The 16,662-nt window shown below is 38.5% G+C and carries 13 protein-coding genes; 2 read left to right on the forward strand and 11 right to left on the reverse strand.

All coding sequences use genetic code 11. The annotated features are described in order from the left end of the window. Positions 1 to 41: 41 nt before the first annotated feature. The 4 genes from GPS65_RS15985 to GPS65_RS16000 all read right to left on the reverse strand — a co-directional run bounded on the left by GPS65_RS15985 (position 42) and on the right by GPS65_RS16000 (position 3,093). Complete coding sequence (locus GPS65_RS15985; protein WP_012010661.1) at positions 42 to 1,445, reverse strand: polysaccharide deacetylase family protein; 1,404 nt, start codon at positions 1,443 to 1,445, stop codon at positions 42 to 44. Between the two features lie 168 nt (positions 1,446 to 1,613). After that, entirely contained in the window at positions 1,614 to 2,168 is a 555-nt protein-coding gene (locus tag GPS65_RS15990) for a delta-aminolevulinic acid dehydratase (protein WP_119125151.1), read from the reverse strand. A 16-nt stretch (positions 2,169 to 2,184) separates the two neighbouring features. After that, positions 2,185 to 2,679, reverse strand: a complete 495-nt coding sequence (locus tag GPS65_RS15995; protein WP_313955812.1) for a GNAT family N-acetyltransferase — start codon at positions 2,677 to 2,679, stop codon at positions 2,185 to 2,187. Positions 2,680 to 2,805: 126 nt separating this feature from the next. Further along, positions 2,806 to 3,093, reverse strand: coding sequence for a spore coat protein (locus GPS65_RS16000; protein ID WP_144455827.1), 288 nt, complete (start codon positions 3,091 to 3,093; stop codon positions 2,806 to 2,808). Between the two features lie 223 nt (positions 3,094 to 3,316). On the opposite strand from GPS65_RS16000, the gene GPS65_RS16005 reads away from it, so the two are divergent. Then, positions 3,317 to 3,529, forward strand: coding sequence for a hypothetical protein (locus tag GPS65_RS16005; protein WP_003216677.1), 213 nt, complete (start codon positions 3,317 to 3,319; stop codon positions 3,527 to 3,529). Positions 3,530 to 3,770: 241 nt separating this feature from the next. Here GPS65_RS16005 and GPS65_RS16010 read toward each other — a convergent pair whose 3' ends face one another. From GPS65_RS16010 to GPS65_RS16025, 4 genes are all read right to left on the reverse strand, one after another. Further along, entirely contained in the window at positions 3,771 to 5,111 is a 1,341-nt protein-coding gene (locus GPS65_RS16010; RefSeq protein ID WP_012010667.1) for a sugar porter family MFS transporter, read from the reverse strand. A gap of 81 nt (positions 5,112 to 5,192) precedes the next feature. Then, positions 5,193 to 6,614: an L-arabinose isomerase gene (gene araA, locus GPS65_RS16015; RefSeq protein ID WP_161985458.1), complete on the reverse strand. Its 1,422-nt coding sequence runs from the start codon at positions 6,612 to 6,614 to the stop codon at positions 5,193 to 5,195. Positions 6,615 to 6,631: 17 nt separating this feature from the next. Beyond that, positions 6,632 to 7,336: an L-ribulose-5-phosphate 4-epimerase gene (locus GPS65_RS16020; protein ID WP_012010669.1), complete on the reverse strand. Its 705-nt coding sequence runs from the start codon at positions 7,334 to 7,336 to the stop codon at positions 6,632 to 6,634. Then, the gene (locus GPS65_RS16025; RefSeq protein WP_012010670.1) at positions 7,330 to 8,955 is read right to left on the reverse strand and encodes a xylulokinase; all 1,626 of its coding nucleotides are present in this window, start codon (positions 8,953 to 8,955) and stop codon (positions 7,330 to 7,332) included. The genes GPS65_RS16020 and GPS65_RS16025 overlap by 7 nt, the downstream gene beginning before the upstream one ends. Before the next feature lie 273 nt (positions 8,956 to 9,228). Here GPS65_RS16025 and GPS65_RS16030 point away from each other — a divergent pair, with 273 nt between their 5' ends. Next, the gene (locus GPS65_RS16030; protein ID WP_012010671.1) at positions 9,229 to 10,329 is read left to right on the forward strand and encodes a GntR family transcriptional regulator; all 1,101 of its coding nucleotides are present in this window, start codon (positions 9,229 to 9,231) and stop codon (positions 10,327 to 10,329) included. Positions 10,330 to 10,576: 247 nt separating this feature from the next. On the opposite strand, the gene GPS65_RS16035 is transcribed toward GPS65_RS16030, so the two are convergent. From GPS65_RS16035 to yknW, 3 genes are all read right to left on the reverse strand, one after another. Continuing rightward, entirely contained in the window at positions 10,577 to 11,302 is a 726-nt protein-coding gene (locus GPS65_RS16035) for a DsbA family oxidoreductase (protein ID WP_012010672.1), read from the reverse strand. Between the two features lie 231 nt (positions 11,303 to 11,533). Continuing rightward, the gene (locus tag GPS65_RS16040; RefSeq protein WP_161985459.1) at positions 11,534 to 15,949 is read right to left on the reverse strand and encodes a non-ribosomal peptide synthetase family protein; all 4,416 of its coding nucleotides are present in this window, start codon (positions 15,947 to 15,949) and stop codon (positions 11,534 to 11,536) included. A 58-nt stretch (positions 15,950 to 16,007) separates the two neighbouring features. Next, on the reverse strand, positions 16,008 to 16,628 hold the full coding sequence (yknW, locus tag GPS65_RS16045) for a YknW family membrane protein (RefSeq protein WP_144504867.1): 621 nt from the start codon (positions 16,626 to 16,628) through the stop codon (positions 16,008 to 16,010). Positions 16,629 to 16,662: the final 34 nt, after the last annotated feature.

Below are 16,662 nucleotides of genomic sequence, written 5' to 3' on the forward strand. Positions count from 1 at the left end.
AAAAGAAGCGAATCCATTAAGACTCGCTTCTTTTTACGTATTCAATTTACCTTTTTCGCCCGCGCTTCCTTCCACTGCTCAAGCTCTGAAACTGTTAATAATTGATATCCTTGTTTGGTTAATTCCTTGATAATCGTGACAGCTGCGTTTGCTGAGGTGTCATAGATGTCGTGCATTAAGACGGTTTCTCCGCTAGACGCATGTGTGAGAATGTAGTTGGCAACGTACTCGCTGTTTCGATATTTCCAGTCTTCAGGATCTACGTCCCAAAGCGTGACTTTCATGTTAACAGCCGCGTTGATTTGCCCGTTTGTTCCTCCATATGGCGGTCTAAAGTGAGTTGGGGTGAACCCGCCCGCTTTTTCAATGATTTGCTGGGTCTCTTCCACTTGTTTGACGGCTTGTTTTAATGGCAGTCTTGTGAGTAAAGGATGGCTATAGGAATGATTTCCGATTTCATTTCCACCCTTTCTGATTTCACCTAGCATATCAGGGTAATATTGTACCCTGTTTCCTAATACAAAAAATGTCGCATGTCCTTTGTTTTCTTTTAAGGCTCTTAAAATTTTTGAGGTCGTGGATGGATTTGGTCCATCGTCAAATGTCAGGGCAATGGCTTTTTGATTTGGGTTGAATGTTGCCTGTTTTGGCAGTTTGACAAGCTTTCTTTGTGAGATTGGTTCTTTTTTCTCATTTTTGTTCTTTTCTTTATGAATGTATTCAGGCTTTAACATTCCTTTAAGCAGTGTTTTTTTAATCGCCAGCACTTGAGGACCTTGTTCGCTTGGTGCGATTTGTCCTGCTGGGAAGTAGAATTCAATAAAACGATCTTTGATGGCAAAATACTGATAATGCTCTGCAGCAGGAGACGTTCCTTGCTTGAGCAAATGCTCATTTTCAGCAAGAGAGCGATCTTTTTTTAATTCATCAAATGTCATATGTGACAGTTTTTGTAGATCTTCTTTCTTTGATAAAAACAAATCATCTATTGATAAAAAATGCTGTTTCTTGAAATCAAAATTGAATAACTTGGTTTGATGTGCGCCTTTTACTCCGCCTTTCAATTCATATGTATTGAATTTGATCGCAGCAGTCTGTTTGGCATAATGAGTAATCTCATAATCTATGTTTAATTCATATCGATGATCTTCATCGACATCGCTTGCTTGGCTAAATGATGTTTTGAATCTGTCTAGCGCTGTTTCAGCAAATCTTTTCATCTCTTGATCTAGCTTTTCTTGATGAAACACCGGATAGTTGACAGCATATCTCATGTATCTCCCGTCATTCACGAGGGTGACTATTTCCACTTCTTTATAGCTCGCATCTTGTTCTACTTTCTTTTTCTCCGTCCCGCTTGCCTGCTGATTATGATAAAACGCAGCAATTCCGATGATGATTGCAAGTACGCATAGGACGAGACTAACCTTCCATTTCTTTGACACAATAATTCCCCTCTCGTGATGGCGTGATGGCGTCATGCCTTAATGACGTGTATTTGTAGGATAGACTTTGCGCGAACCGCATTTAGTTTTGAAAAAACATAATCGTCACATTTTAGACACATTTTGAAAGAGGAATAGAAAAAAGGGCTTGATTTCTCAGCCCTCTCATTATTTTTGCATATATAGTTGAAATAATCTCGTTTCTTCATCAATCGAACTCGCTCGATCAAAAGCCGCTCTGACCGTCTTTGTATTGTTCATGCGCTCATAAAGCATGGTCAATACAAAGATAAATGCTGCATTTCCATCAATGTAATCATCCGGCGCTACATAGGACATGGCACCTGCTTCTAAAAAGGCATCTGCTAGTTTTTTCTCACCTAGTGTGCAGCCTGTAGAAATGACGTGAACTCCTTTTAATGAAGCATACTGCCTGATGTCATCCGCTCCAAAAGCAGCGCTTCTAGGCTCCCCATCTTCGTACACATCTTCCCCTAATTCCGGCATGAGAAATGCTCCTTCTTCCCCATGAAATGATAGAAGAATATAATCGATTTCTCCTCTATTTTTTCCAGATAACACATTGATCAGGTCATTTGGTCTTCCGATCCATTGCATATCGACTTTCACGCCGAAGTTTTCAAGTGCTGCACGCAGCGCAAAAGATTCCAGTTCACTATTTGGTCCTGCTGCTAACATGATGCGCATGGCCTGTTGATTCACTTTTATCTCCTCCAGACTATGATAAAAATAAAACCATTTTTTCCTCATCTGCATATGTATGATCTGGCCATTTTAGTGCTTTTTCTTCAAGCGCGTATGACTCAAATCCAACAGAGCGGTATAAGCGTTTGGCTGAGTGATTGGTTGTCACGACTGATAAATACATTTGCTCGATGTCCTGTTGATCTCTCGCAAAGGAAAGAACTTCCGTTATCAAGGCCTTGCCTACACCTTTCCCGCGGGCACCCGCTGTAACATACATCGCTACTACATTCGCTCGGTGCTTTAATTTCTGTAAGCTTTCTTGAATGAGCGTGACCATGCCCACAAGCTTCCCTTTATCAAAAGCGCCAAAAGTCCACATAGATTGTACAGAAGCAAAACGGGCTGCGTATTTTTCTATTGTACCGATCTGCTCTTCTTCATAACTCATCGCAAAGCCCTCTGGATGTAATCGTAGTGCTTCTAGTCTCAACGCGGCATATTCTTCAGCATCATCTGGTGTTAACAATCGAATATCCAGAACATCGCCTCCAATAGAAGATTGATACTTCCAATTTTATCTTGAAAGGAGCTTTTGTTCAAAATGTTTCTCTTGAAAATAAAAAGGCATCCCATAACAGGATGCCTCCCTCCATTACCACTTGCAGCGTTTCACTGGACGACAGCAAGGGTTATTGATATCACTGCCGCAATCGTATTCTTTCACGATATACTCGTTATGAGTCGACTCCGTGACAGGATAGTAGTTTTCAATTCGTTTGATATTTTTATTGACGTTTGTGATATGCGTTGGATGAATTTTTCTGATAGTCTGTTCATTCGTTCTTGTGTTGACAATTTGACGTGTGGGGAAAACAACCGTTTCATCTCCTCCTTGGTTTCCTCTGCGAGGTCCAAAGAAAAAATCATCTAATCGGCTCATCTCTAGCACCCCTTCAATTTGTCTTTCACTTACACTGTATCGTATGTAAGAGACGTCATTTGTGATTAGATGCTTGTCTATTTTTAAAAAAATCCACTATTTATCTCGTTTTCTCTTTCTTTACAAAAGGGCAACTTTAACATATTATACAAATGATATATTATGGTAGCAGAAATAGGACGCCATAACCCTCCCACTCATCATCAAACACGAGGTGAACGATATGATCAATACGACACAACCAATCGAACGAAACAAGCTAGACATTGCACTTGAATTGACTCAATTACATTTGAATCGATATGAAACGAATCATCCTGATCAGCTGAGTGAGGTTTATGCGAAATATTATGCACTGCTTGAAGTGCTGGACCTGTCTTCTTATGATCAATTGATTGATTTATTGCCGGATGAGCTAAAACAGACGCTTGAGTAAAAGACCCTCTATCCATATGGGATAGAGGGTTTAAGATTGTTGACAAAAGGCTAAAATGATCTTGATTTTAGCCCTTTGTCTTCTTTTCAGCGTAATAGAAAACCTTTGCAGCCCTAGGAAGGACGAGTACTGGAGCGGAGCGAATTTGTCATTCGTGAGCACCAGCACGCAGGACTGACACCAAATGCGAGGGTTTGTCTACACGCTGAACCCTCTATCCACATGGGATAGAGGGTTTTCTTTATACTCGTGCTGCCATATCGGTTTCGATTTGTTCTAAGCTTCTTCCTTTTGTTTCAACTAGCACAAAGCGGGTGAATAATAGTCCGATTAAGCAGATGACACCAAACGAGGAGAAAATGACCCCAAAGCTGAATTTGTCTGCCAGGATAGGGAACACGAGTCCAACGGCTAACGATCCCGTCCAGTTAAAGGCAGATGAAATACCTGCACCGATACCTCTGACAGAAAGCGGGAAAATTTCGCCGATGATGATCCACGTGATCGGTGCCCATGAGAAGGCGTAGCACAAGATAAAGCAGCAAAGTGAAATTAAGGTCACCCAGTTTAAAATACCTTCACTAACGCCAAGTGCACCTAATGCAGCTGGTGCAAAGAAAGAAAGAGCCATGCCCGTTCCCCCTACGGTGAGAATCGTTCGGCGGTCGAATCGGTCGACAAATTGTAAAAAGATCACGGTGGTGACGACAAAAATGACACCGACAATCACTGTAAAACCTGCGGCAACTTGAGGTGCAAGCCCTACATTTCGAGCAATACTTGTTGCATAGTACACAATGGAGTTCGCCCCTTGAATTTGCTGAAGGGTCGCCATCCCAACCCCTATGAAAAGAGCCATTCTGAATTTCTTTTGGAACAATTCGCGAATACCAGAGCGTTCTTCTTTCGCGACTTCTAAAATTTCCTGCATTTCTTCTTCAATTTCTTCACGAGAAGAGCGTAGTGACCCTAATACTTCCCGTGCTTTATGCGCCATTCCGTGTTTAATTAAATACCTCGGAGATTCAGGAAGCTTCAGCATCCCAATATAAAGCACGATAGCAAATAAAGCGGCGCTACCGAGCATCCAGCGCCAGCTGTCTGGAATAGGTTCAAACACAAATGCAACGATATAGCTTAGCAATAGTCCGCTCACGATCATGAGCTGATTGAGCCCAGACAATTTCCCGCGAATTTTAGCAGGAGCAATTTCAGACATGTATGCCGGCACCAAAGATGAGGCTGTACCAACGGCTGTTCCTAAAAAGATACGTGCAATGGTTAATGAAATCTCTTCTGGTGCGATAGCTGATCCGATCGCTCCGACAAAAAAGATAACGGATGAGACCAAAATAAGCTTTCTTCGGCCAAATTTATCCCCTAACAGACCGCTTAAAATGGAGCCGATAATCGCCCCGCCCATTAATGAAGAGACGACAATTCCAAGCCATAATGGGCTGAGCTGAAATTCTTGCTGAATATGTCCTTCTGCCCCTGCAATAATTCCAATATCATATCCGAATAAGATGCCTGCAAAGGACCCGAAAAAGAAGATAAATTTGCTTGACACTTTTTTCTCCAAGTGGATGACCCCCTCACTTAATTAACCGCTTTCATTTCATCCCGTGCTTCTACTGCACGCAGTAGAAGACCTTTCACCCTTCTATAAAACGACATACTCTGCACTCACAAGCTTTGCAAAATGAACAATTTGATCAACCGATAAATTGAGGGATACGACTGTATGATGACCCCCGCCTTGCTTAATCCATGCTTTGACGCCGTCCTGAAAATTCGGCTTGATTTTCCAGAGCACACGTGCCACCGGTAAATGAGGTGCTGCTTCCTCCGGCTCAAAGGCTTCAACTTCTTGTATAAGCCATTTGAAATGAGTACCAAAATCAGCAATAGAAACGACAACACCTTCCCCAGCTTTTCCATCAAACACAAGGCGAGCTGGATCTTCCCTGTTTCCGATTCCAAGCGGAGATACGACAATGACAGGTTTCGTATGGGCAAGCGCCGGATCTACTTCTAACATATGAGATTGCAGCACTGCTTCCTGTCCAGACGTCATTTCATACGTATAGTCCTCCATAAAACCAGTGGATTGATGATGACTCATCACCTTTAATAATCGGTCCAGCGCAGCCGTTTTCCAATCGCCTTCCCCGGCAAAGCCATATCCCTTTGCCATCAGCCGCTGTACCGCAAGTCCTGGCAGTTGCTTCATTCCATGTAAATCTTCAAAGTTCGTCGTAAAAGCATTGTAGCCGCCTTCATCTAAAAAGCGTTGGATGGCAATCTCATACCGTGCTTGCACCTTGACACTTTTTTCCCAATCTTCAACTGAATACGTTCCATACTCTACATCATACTGCAATAAATACTCCGCAAATAATGCATCTACCTCTGCTTCTTCTACTGCATTCACATATTCGACGAGATCGCCTATCCCAAAGTAATCAACGGTCCACCCTAACTGAATCTGGGCTTCGATTTTATCTCCTTCTGTGACAGCCACATGGCGCATGTTGTCACCAAACCTTGCCACTTTAATCTGAAAGCTTTCATGATAGGCGGCTGCCACATCCATCCAATCAGCGATTTGCTGCTGCACCTCCGGCTTAGACCAGTGCTCTGCAACAATTTGATTTTGTTTATTTAATCGTGCATTGATATAGCCATATTCTCTGTCTCCATGTGCCGATTGATGAAGATTCATATAGTCCATGTCGATCGTGTCCCACGGAATTTTTTCATAATACTGTGTGACAAGATGTAAAAGAGGCTTCTGCAAAAGATTGGTCCCGCGTATCCACATTTTTGCCGGTGAAAATGTATGCATCCACGTCATGACGCCGACAACCTCATCGCGATAATTAACCTCTTTCATCAGCTTTGTGATTTGATCTGCGCTGACAGCTAGCTCCTGCAAGATCACTGGATAAGGAAGTAAACCGCTCTCATTTAAGGCATCCGTCATTTTTTGTGCATCTGCTTTTACTTTCTGTAGTGCTTCATCTCCGTATAAATGCTGTGATCCGACAATAAACCAGCATTCTTTATGTTGACTTGTTAACATAGGTATCCCTCTTTTCTTTATGTTGAAGGTTTTTGTCCGTAATACGCATGTTCGCCATGTTTTCTTAAGTAATGTTTATCTAAAATTCGCTGCGGAAGAGGCTCCGCGTATTCATTTAATTGCTTTGCGAATAAATTCATTTTGGCGACTTCTTCTAAAATCACACTGTTTGTGACCGCACTTTTTGCATCTTTCCCCCACGTAAATGGGCCGTGGCCTTGAAGCAATACACCTGGCACTGCCATCACATCTAGATTTCTTTTCTCAAACGTTTCGATGATCAACCGGCCCGTTTCTACCTCATAACCGCGATTGACTTCTTCTTCTGTCAGAAATCGAGCACATGGAACAGCACCGTAAAATGTATCAGCATGTGTTGTACCCATTGCCTGTAAATCGAGACCTGCCTGCGCCCAAACGGTTGCCCACATGGAATGGCTATGTGAAATACCGCCGATTTCATCAAAGTGTTTGTAAAGGACAGCGTGTGTTGCTGTATCTGATGAAGGGCTGTATTCCCCTTCCACTACTTCACCGTCAAAGTCGACTACAACCATATCTTTCGCTGATAATTGATCATACGCTATACCGCTAGGCTTAATAACAAATAGACCGCTGTCACGATCACACGCACTGACATTGCCCCATGTGAATTTCACAAGTCCGTACTTCGGTAAATCTAAATTGGCTTCGAATACTTCTTCTTTTAAGCGTTCTAGCATACAGTTGTCACTCCTTTCTTTGGCACGAGATGTGCTACTGCCGCCTCTTCAATCGGAAGGCCGTCTTGATAGCGCTTTAAAAATTCACCAAAGCCTTTGACATCAAGCGTGTCGGGTTCTATCAGTTCTTCTGATGTATCGGCAAACACTTGATGCGTAAGAAATTCAGGCAATGTTTGCTGCTGATGATGGACCATATAGGAAGCGAGGACAGCCATTCCAAACGCACCGCCTTCTCCCGCAGTGGAAACGACTGATACAGGTGTATCAAGCGCTGCCGCCACCATTTTTTGACCAACGAGCGGTGTTTTAAATAAGCCTCCATGTGCTAACAAACGATCTATTACAACATGTTCTTGTTCTTTTAACCGATCCATCCCTATTTTCATTGCGCCAAAAGCAGAAAAAAGATGGGTACGCATGAAGTTAGCCAGATTAAAGCGGCTTTCAGCTGATCTGACAAAAAGAGGTCTTCCTTCTGGCAGTCTTGTAATATTTTCACCAGAATAATAGCCATAACTTAAGAGTCCTCCGCCATCTCGATCTGCTTCTAACGCCTGCTGTAATAAGGCTGCATATACCTTTTCTGACGACACTTGCACGCCTAATGCGTCGAATGCCTCTCTGAAGATATTCATCCAAGCATTTAAGTCACTTGTACAGTTGTTCGCATGAACCATTGCGACTGGTAGTCCGTCCGGCGTTGTGACCATATCCACTTCTGGATATACACCCTTTAGCTCCTGCTCTAGCACAATCATGGCAAAAACAGATGTCCCAACTGAAATGTTCCCTGTCCGTTTTTCTACACTATTGGTTGCCACCATTCCCGTTCCTGCGTCACCTTCTGGGGGGCAAAATGGAATCCCTGGCTGCAAATGTTTGCCTTGATCTAAAATGGCTGCTCCTGCTGCCGTTAACACGCCAGCCTCCTCGCCTGCTAAATAAACACGCGGTAGAAGGTGACGGAGCTTCCACGGATAGCCCTTTTCTGCGATCAAGTCTTCAAATTGATGGAGCATTTCTTCATTGTAATCCTTCGTTTGTTCATCAATTGGGAACATACCTGACGCATCCCCGATACCAATGGCCTGCTTTCCTGTTAACAGCCAGTGAATGTATCCTGATAGGGTGGTCATATATTCTAAACGGGAAAGATGTTTTTCCTCTTCTAATATGGCTTGATACAAATGGGCTATGCTCCATCTTTCTGGAATATGAAATTGGAAGACATCCGTCAGTTTTTGACTCGCCTCAATGGTTGTGGCATTCCGCCATGTGCGAAACGGAACGAGGACCTCCCCTGTATGATCACATGCCACATAGCCATGCATCATCGCTGATACCCCAATGGAGCCAATGGTTTGAATGGTTACGTCATACCTTTGCTCAACTTGCTCTTTCATCTCTCGATACGCTACTTGAAGACCTGTAATGATATCAATTAAGTTGTACGTCCAAATTCCTTCTTGGAGAGAACTTTCCCACTCAAATGCACCTTGGGCAATTGGCTGAAACGCTTCATCTATTAAGATCGCTTTAATTCGTGTTGAACCAAATTCAATCCCTAAAGATGTCCGTCCTTCTTTTAAGGCTTTGGTCGTCTCTTCATGATTCATTCTGCGTTCACCTCCATGATTGATAGCGGTTTCAATTTTAATTTTCTAGATTCATTGATTCTCTGTGCACATTCACAATATAATATTTGTACGTACATATGTCAATAATAAATATAGTTGTACATACACAATGCGACAAAAACCTGCACTTTTCTAAAGCTGGGACGTCAGAATGGGAAGGCGCCTGTTTTTGATTCGACAACCATGTTAAAATATGTCCATACAATTTCTTCTCAATCCGAGTAGATGATCAACTGAGAAAGAAGTGAAACGATGAAAAAGAAGTACCAGATCATTATCGATGATATAAAAAGCAAAATACTTACAGGAGATTACCGGATCGGGGAACGTATTCCAACTGAATCAAGCCTGCAAGAGATGTATCAAGTGAGCAGGCATACGGTTCGAAAGGCCATCTTAGAATTGTCGAGCGAAGGTTTTTTGCGAAGTGAGAAAGGTTCAGGCACATTTGTGACCAATCAATATCAAACAAAGCCTGCGGGACATGCGCATATGAAAACGATTGGCGTGATTACGACATACATATCCGATTACATATTCCCTTCCATTATTCGAGGCATTGAAAGCCGATTAAACGAAGAGAACTATTCGTTGTTACTGGCGAGTACAAATAATGATGTAGATCAGGAGAAAAAGGCGCTCGAAATGATGCTGTCCTTTGGTGTGGACGGACTCATTGTTGAGCCGACGAAAAGCAATTTATATAACCCAAACATCTCGTACTACTTATCTTTTAAAGAACAGGATGTACCGCTCATTATGATTAATGCCTATTATGAGCAGTTAGAGGTTCCTTTTCTCTGCTTGGATGATGTGAAGTCCAGTTATTTAGCCACAAAAGAGCTGATCACCTCGGGGCATCAGCAAATTGGGCTCATTTCAAAAACAGATGATTTACAAGGAAAGTACCGAATGAAAGGCTATATTCAAGCGCTCGGTGAAGCGAAGCTTAATTTTCTGCCTGAGCATGTCCTCTTTTTCGATACAGAATCGAAGCAGCATTTGGGGGATGATATTAAAACTTTCTTATTAAAGCATCAGCATGAACTGACTGCCCTTGTTTGCTATAACGATGAGGTTGGATTAGAGGTTGCCAATGTATGTAGTGACATCGGACTCTCCATTCCAGAGGACCTCTCCATTATTGGACAGGACAATTCGTATATTGCCCAGAAAAATGCCAATGTGAAGCTAACAACTTTGACCCACCCTCAGGAGCAAATGGGGAGGGATGCAGCAGACTGGATGATAAAAAAAGTGCAAGGGAAAAAGAATCTCCCTCATCAAACCTTTTATGAACCTGAATTGGTTCCAGGTGAAACGATCAAACAAATGAATGCAAGAAAAAAATGAGCCCTTGCCGCAAGAGGCTCATTTTATTTTAGAATTCGACCACATCTACTTTTGAATGGTATGATTCTCGACATGAAAGACATATGTTTTCCCTTAATGAATGAGATCAATCACAAGCAATGTTTGTTTCCTTTTTCCGTATAAGAATAAACGATTTACTGAACTTCTTATTTAAGTGTTATCACCCTTCATCCATAATTAATCAAGAAAAAATCCCCATCTTTTAGAAAGATAGGGAACTTGCCTATTACGCTTCTTCTTTAGGGGTAGGCACTGCGCATACGCCATCTGCACATGCCGCTTCAAACGAATTAGCAGCCGCTTTCTCAGCTTGAGCTGCTTCTTCTGTCCATGCCGTTTCAAGTGCACGCAGGAACGTATCAGCTGGCTGAGCACCTGCAACTGAATACTTGTCATTGATCAAGAAAAACGGAACAGCATTAATACCAAGCTGTCTCGCTTCTTGTTCATCTTTTCGGACATGATCAGCAAACTCTTCGCCACCTAACATTTGCTGTACTTCCTGCAAATCAAGACCTGCTTTTTCTGCAATGTCTAAAAGGGTTTGACGATCGCCAACATGCTTTCCATCTGTAAAATATGCTTGAAACAGCTCTCCCATAACGAAATCGCCTTTCCCCATTTGACCAGCATATTGCGCCAATCGATGAGCATCAAAGGTGTTAGTCAACACGAGTGGATCAAATTGAAAATCGATTCCTTTCTCTTTGCCGGCCTGCTTCATCTGCTCATTCATCGCCATCGCCTGGCTGCGGCTCATCCCATATTTTTTGACGAGCATATCATGGACATCAAAATCGACATCAGCAGGTGCATGTGGATCAAGCTCAAAGCTTTTAAACTCGATTTCCACCTGTTCTTTTTGAGGGAATTGTTCAAGCGCTGTTTCTAGTTGTTTTTTTCCTATATAACAAAAAGGACAGGCGATATCTGACCAGATTTGTACTTTCATGTTCATCTTCCTTCCGTGTTTACGCTTTTTCTTCCAAGATGTAACTATTATAGTTACATCTATTCACTTATGTCAAGATACTGTACGCCATTTAGACGAAAAAAGCCTTTCCTTCTAGGTAAGGAAAGGTCAAATCAAACATAAAATTCATATTGTATCACTTTTTTAAAATAGAGCTTCTAGAAAAGAAGAAATGTTGTCTTTTTCTTTATCTCAAATGTTGAAACATTGTCACCTATTGATTGTTTTATTCTCATTTGATGGAATCTCTGTAAAATAATTATTTCTTATGAAATAACCCAAAATTCTTTTGAAAATATAAACATCTACTTTAGGCAAATACATAGAAATTTTTTGCAGGATTTCATTTGTCTGATTACTATCGAAAATTATAGTACCTTTATCTGATTTTGAATCCATTAAAAAGCTGCCGAGTGCTTCAATAGATCCTTCTTTTTCTTTATTGATCGTATCTAACCATTTTTTCATACTCTTTCTTTCCAATTTAAATCCTTCTTTTTCTATAACTGTAATAACATCATCAAAATCAAGCGATTCTGAATTATATATATGGAAATTACCACCCATTTCTTCGGAAATAGATATTTTTACAATTGATTTACTTGCATAATTCACTGGCACTAAATTCAATTTCCCTAACTCTGTGGGTGCCATCTTCATCTCAATACACCCTGCAATAATTCTCCATATCAGATCATTTTTTTGACATGCACCTGTTTGAAGATCTCCTGTTAAGCGACCACAGCGATAAATTGATACAGGTATACCACGTTTGCGCGCAATTTGAATTATATTTTCTGCAACCCACTTACTCTCTGTGTACCCAATAGATCCCCCAAGATGCTCGGGGGTTGGCATATGTTCTTCATTTATAAATTTTGTGCTACCCTCTTCAGAATTAGAAAAAACATATATTGTAGAGATAAAATGAACTGGTTTAATTTTTTTAAGACAGGCGAGCCTTAGAATTTCTTCCGTACCTAAAACATTTGATTTCTTTAAAGCATCGTACGGATAAATAAAATTAACAAGCGCTCCATTATGGTAAATAACACTAATATCACTTGCCAATTTGAGAAATTTTTCTTCCGTTAGCCCAAATAATGGCCTAGATAAATCACCTACAATTGGAATAATACGATCTTTAAATTTTTCATTCCAAATTTCATACTTCTTTAATGCATTTTGAATACGCAAAAAACCGGACTCTGTTGAATTAGCGCGCACTAAACAATAAATTTTTGCAGAACTCATCTTTAGTAGATCACGTAACAAAAAAGCACCTAAGAAACCGGTTGCACCTGTTAAAAAAACATTATCTATGTATGAAGTATCTTTATTTTCAAATGGCTCAGTTGGTTGTATAGAAGAATCTAATGAGACTTCATTCAATAGATACTCTAATTGATGTTTTTCCAACTCTTCCTCACCAATTACATTTAAGCTTTCAATATTTTCTGCCATACCTGCTATTGTAGGATACTCAAATAAAATGCGGAGTGGAATATGGATGTTAAATTCTTCACGCAATTTAAAAATAAGTTTATTTGCACTCAGTGAATGTCCACCAATCTCGAAGAAGTCATCATAAATAGATATCTTATTTTCGCCCAAAACATCTTTCCAATGGTGTAGTATTACTTTTTCTTTATTATTTCTCGGTGGTGTATAACCGTTTATGAATGTTTTTTCTATTTCTCTAGGAAGAGGCAATGCTTTTTTATTCAATTTCCCATTCGGGGTGATTGGGATAAAATCTAATTTAATTAAATAAGAAGGTACCATATAATTAGGCAAAAATTTCGAAACATAATCTTTAAGTTCTATTGAGGAAATATTGCTACCTTTCTTTTCAATATAATAACCTATTAAAATATTTTCTTCTTGATGGTCTTCATTTGTTAAAATGATTATCTCCTCAATCGATTCATTTTTTCTGATAGCTGCTTCAATTTCTCCTAATTCAATACGATATCCACGAACCTTAACTTGGTCATCTTCCCTTCCAATAAATTGAATTTCCCCATTTGGAAGGAGCTTAGCCAAATCACCCGTTTTATACATCAAATCCTTATTTTTAAAATGGTCTTTAAAAAATCGCTGTTTTGTTAATTCTGGTTTATTTAAATAACCTCGAGCTACACCGTCACCAGATATAAATAAATCACCGACTACACCTATTGGCTGTAATTGTAGGGAAGAATCTAAAATATACATTTGAGTATTTGAGATTGGCTTTCCTATAGAAATATTACCTTGGGTAACATCTTTAATCGCTGACCAAATTGTAGTTTCAGTCGGTCCATACATATTGAAAATTTGAGCGTTTGAGTTGCGTCTCAATCCTTCCAATAACTCTTTAGTTAGAGCTTCTCCTCCCACCATTATTTCCGAAAGATTCATTAAACTAGAAGCTAAAGATTTATTTTGTAAGAACAACCTATATCGAGAAGGAGTAGTTTGCATCATTTTTACATCATATTTTTTTATAAGATTTGTTAATGATTCTGCATCAGAAAGTTCTTTTTCACTTGCTAAAATTATATGCTGACCTATAGTTAAAGGTAATAATATCTCTAACATAAAAATATCAAAGGATATTGTTGTTACTGCTATAATAGGTTTATTTCTTTTAAAGTTGACAGCTTGTGACACTGCATTAATAAAGTTATTTAATGATTTATGTTCCACCATAACTCCTTTGGGATTTCCAGTAGATCCTGAAGTATATATCACATAAGCTAATTGGTTTTCATTAATTAAATTAATTGGTGCTTCTTTACTTTCATTTTTTATTAAGTCAGATTCTTCATCTAGATAAATAATTTTACTATTACCAAATGCAAAATATTCACTAAACTGTTTATTGGTTATAATTAAGGATGTTTTTGAATCTTCTATAATATATCTTATTCTTTCTTTTGGAAATGATGGATCTATTGGAACAAAGCAACCTCCAGCTTTAAGGATTCCTAGAATACAAATTACCATATTAATCGATCTTTCAACACATACCCCTACAATTTCTTCTGAACCCACACCATATTTTTTCAAATAATTAGCAAATTCGTTTGCATTTTCATTCAAATCTTTATACGTTATTGATTGGTTATCAAATGAAATTGCAATTTGTTTAGGAAATAAATTTGCTTGATCTGTGAATAACTCTAAAAATGATTGATTAGCTGAACTAGATAAATCACATTTATTATAGATATCATTTTTCGGCATCAGATCTTTTTGAACTAGAGATATACTATTTATTGGAACTTCTATCTTATTTACGATTTCATTTAAAATGTTTTCAAAATGTTTCATCATTTGAATAATGGTACTTTTCTCAAATAAATCTTTATTATACTCGAATGTACAAATAAGCCCTTTTTTTGATTCACTCATTGTTAGACTCAAATCAAACTTTGACATAGTCGAATTGAATTCAATATCACTAGGCTCAATTCTTATATCATCCATTGAGAGATAATCAAGTTGAATATTTTGCAAAGTAAACATAACTTGGATTAGAGGCGAGTGGCTTAAGCTTCTTTTTATTTGCAATTTTTCAACTAGCTTCTCAAACGGGATTTCTCGATTTGAAAATGCTTCAAGAGAAGTTTTGTTTACACGATTTAATAGTTGTTTAAAGGTAAGCCCCCCTGACACATTTGTACGAAAGACCAGGGTATTAATAAAACACCCTATGAGTTCTTCAGTTTCAGGTATATCTCGACCTGCAACTGGACTTCCGATTACTATATCTTCTTGGCCTGTATATCGAAACAACAGTAATTTGAAACCAGTTAATAAAGTCATAAATAACGTGACTCCTTCTCTTTTACTGATTTCATTTAATTTGTTCATCAAATTAACGGGCAAATTAATTGTATGTATCCCTCCTCTATATGTTTGTACTGCTGGTCTTGAATGATCTATAGGAAGTGAAATTAATGGTTTAATCCCCCTTAATTTATTCTTCCAATAAGTAATTTTCTTTTCAAACATCTTCTCATTTAGATATTTATGTTGCCAGACTGCGTAATCTGCATACTGTATTGAGAGGTGAGGAAGTTTTAATTGTTTTCCTTTTTTTAAAGTTAAATAATTCTGCTGTAGTTTTTGCATGATAATATTAAGTGACCATCCGTCGGAAATAATATGATGCATATTCAAGAGAAAAACATAATTATTTTTCTCTTTTTGAATTAATGTTGCACGAATTAGTGGACCTTTTGTTAAATCAAATGGTTTATTAAATTTTTTATTAATTAGACGTTTTACTTCATCCTCTTTATTATTGAAACAACTTAAATCCTCAAAATCCATTTTCCAATTTATACCACCATTAATAACTTGACATATCTCACCACTCACTTCTTTAAAAGTTGTCCTTAATATCTCGTGTTGGTTAATGATACTAATTAAACTGTTCTCCCATAGATCAATGCAAAGTTCGCCTTTAATATTTAATAAAAGTGGAAGGTTATATAATGAACTGTTAGGAACTAGTTGATCCAAAAACCAAATGCGCTGTTGAGCATATGAAAGTGGCATTATTTCTTCTTGGATAATTTGAACAGAATCAGCTCTCTCTTCTTGACTATAATTCTCTATGTTTTTGTTATTCATATCTTCCCAACTCCTCTTCTGTAATAATTGATTAACGTTAATTATTTATTTACTCTATTTATTGAGAACTTAATATCCATTCAAACACAGTAAAAGTTGCAAATAAAAGTAAGGAAGATATCCAAGAAGCTTTCTTTGAAAGACCTGATACTTGTTGAAAACCTATTGCAAACAGCACAAATGACCATATGGTGAATAACTCTATTTTTTTAAGTAGATTTTCTATTGGAGGGGATGAATTAATAAAACTACTTAAAGAGGTTATTTGCATATATGGACTAGTTTGAAAAACTATTATGATAATCGTGTTAACAATATCACCTATAACGCCTATTAAGCTTATATATATAAACATCGATAGCATTTGGTGATAATTACTCTGTCCCTTAAAAATTTTAGATATGAAAAACATAATAGCTGGTGCTATGAAAATAAAAATAATTAAACCAGCAAGAACTAATACCATAAAAGGTATTAGTTCTCCTATATCTTTAGTTTCATTATCTGAATATGAAATTCGAAAATATAGAGATACAAGATTCAAGATAATTATTATATTCAAAGGCCACCAGACAGTAGGTCTTTTTCTTATTTCACTTAATTGTGCAGTTGGATGTGTAATCATTTTTAAAAGTGATGGTTTTTGTGTTCTTTCATTTTCATTAACTTTCTTTTTCATATTATTTCCTCTCAATAAATTATTTTTGGCTTCA

The sequence above is a fragment of the Bacillus pumilus genome, from assembly GCF_009937765.1.
In the GTDB taxonomy this organism is placed as follows: domain Bacteria; phylum Bacillota; class Bacilli; order Bacillales; family Bacillaceae; genus Bacillus; species Bacillus pumilus_O.

Coding starts and splice junctions, on each gene's coding strand:
- GPS65_RS16000 (WP_144455827.1), bottom strand. CDS start 3,093: ATGAGCCGATTAGATGATTTTTTCTTTGGACCTCGCAGAGGAAACCAA.
- GPS65_RS16005 (WP_003216677.1), top strand. CDS start 3,317: ATGATCAATACGACACAACCAATCGAACGAAACAAGCTAGACATTGCA.
- araA (WP_161985458.1), bottom strand. CDS start 6,614: ATGTTAACAAGTCAACATAAAGAATGCTGGTTTATTGTCGGATCACAG.
- GPS65_RS16020 (WP_012010669.1), bottom strand. CDS start 7,336: ATGCTAGAACGCTTAAAAGAAGAAGTATTCGAAGCCAATTTAGATTTA.
- GPS65_RS16025 (WP_012010670.1), bottom strand. CDS start 8,955: ATGAATCATGAAGAGACGACCAAAGCCTTAAAAGAAGGACGGACATCT.
- GPS65_RS16030 (WP_012010671.1), top strand. CDS start 9,229: ATGAAAAAGAAGTACCAGATCATTATCGATGATATAAAAAGCAAAATA.
- GPS65_RS16035 (WP_012010672.1), bottom strand. CDS start 11,302: ATGAAAGTACAAATCTGGTCAGATATCGCCTGTCCTTTTTGTTATATA.
- GPS65_RS16040 (WP_161985459.1), bottom strand. CDS start 15,949: ATGAATAACAAAAACATAGAGAATTATAGTCAAGAAGAGAGAGCTGAT.
- yknW (WP_144504867.1), bottom strand. CDS start 16,628: ATGAAAAAGAAAGTTAATGAAAATGAAAGAACACAAAAACCATCACTT.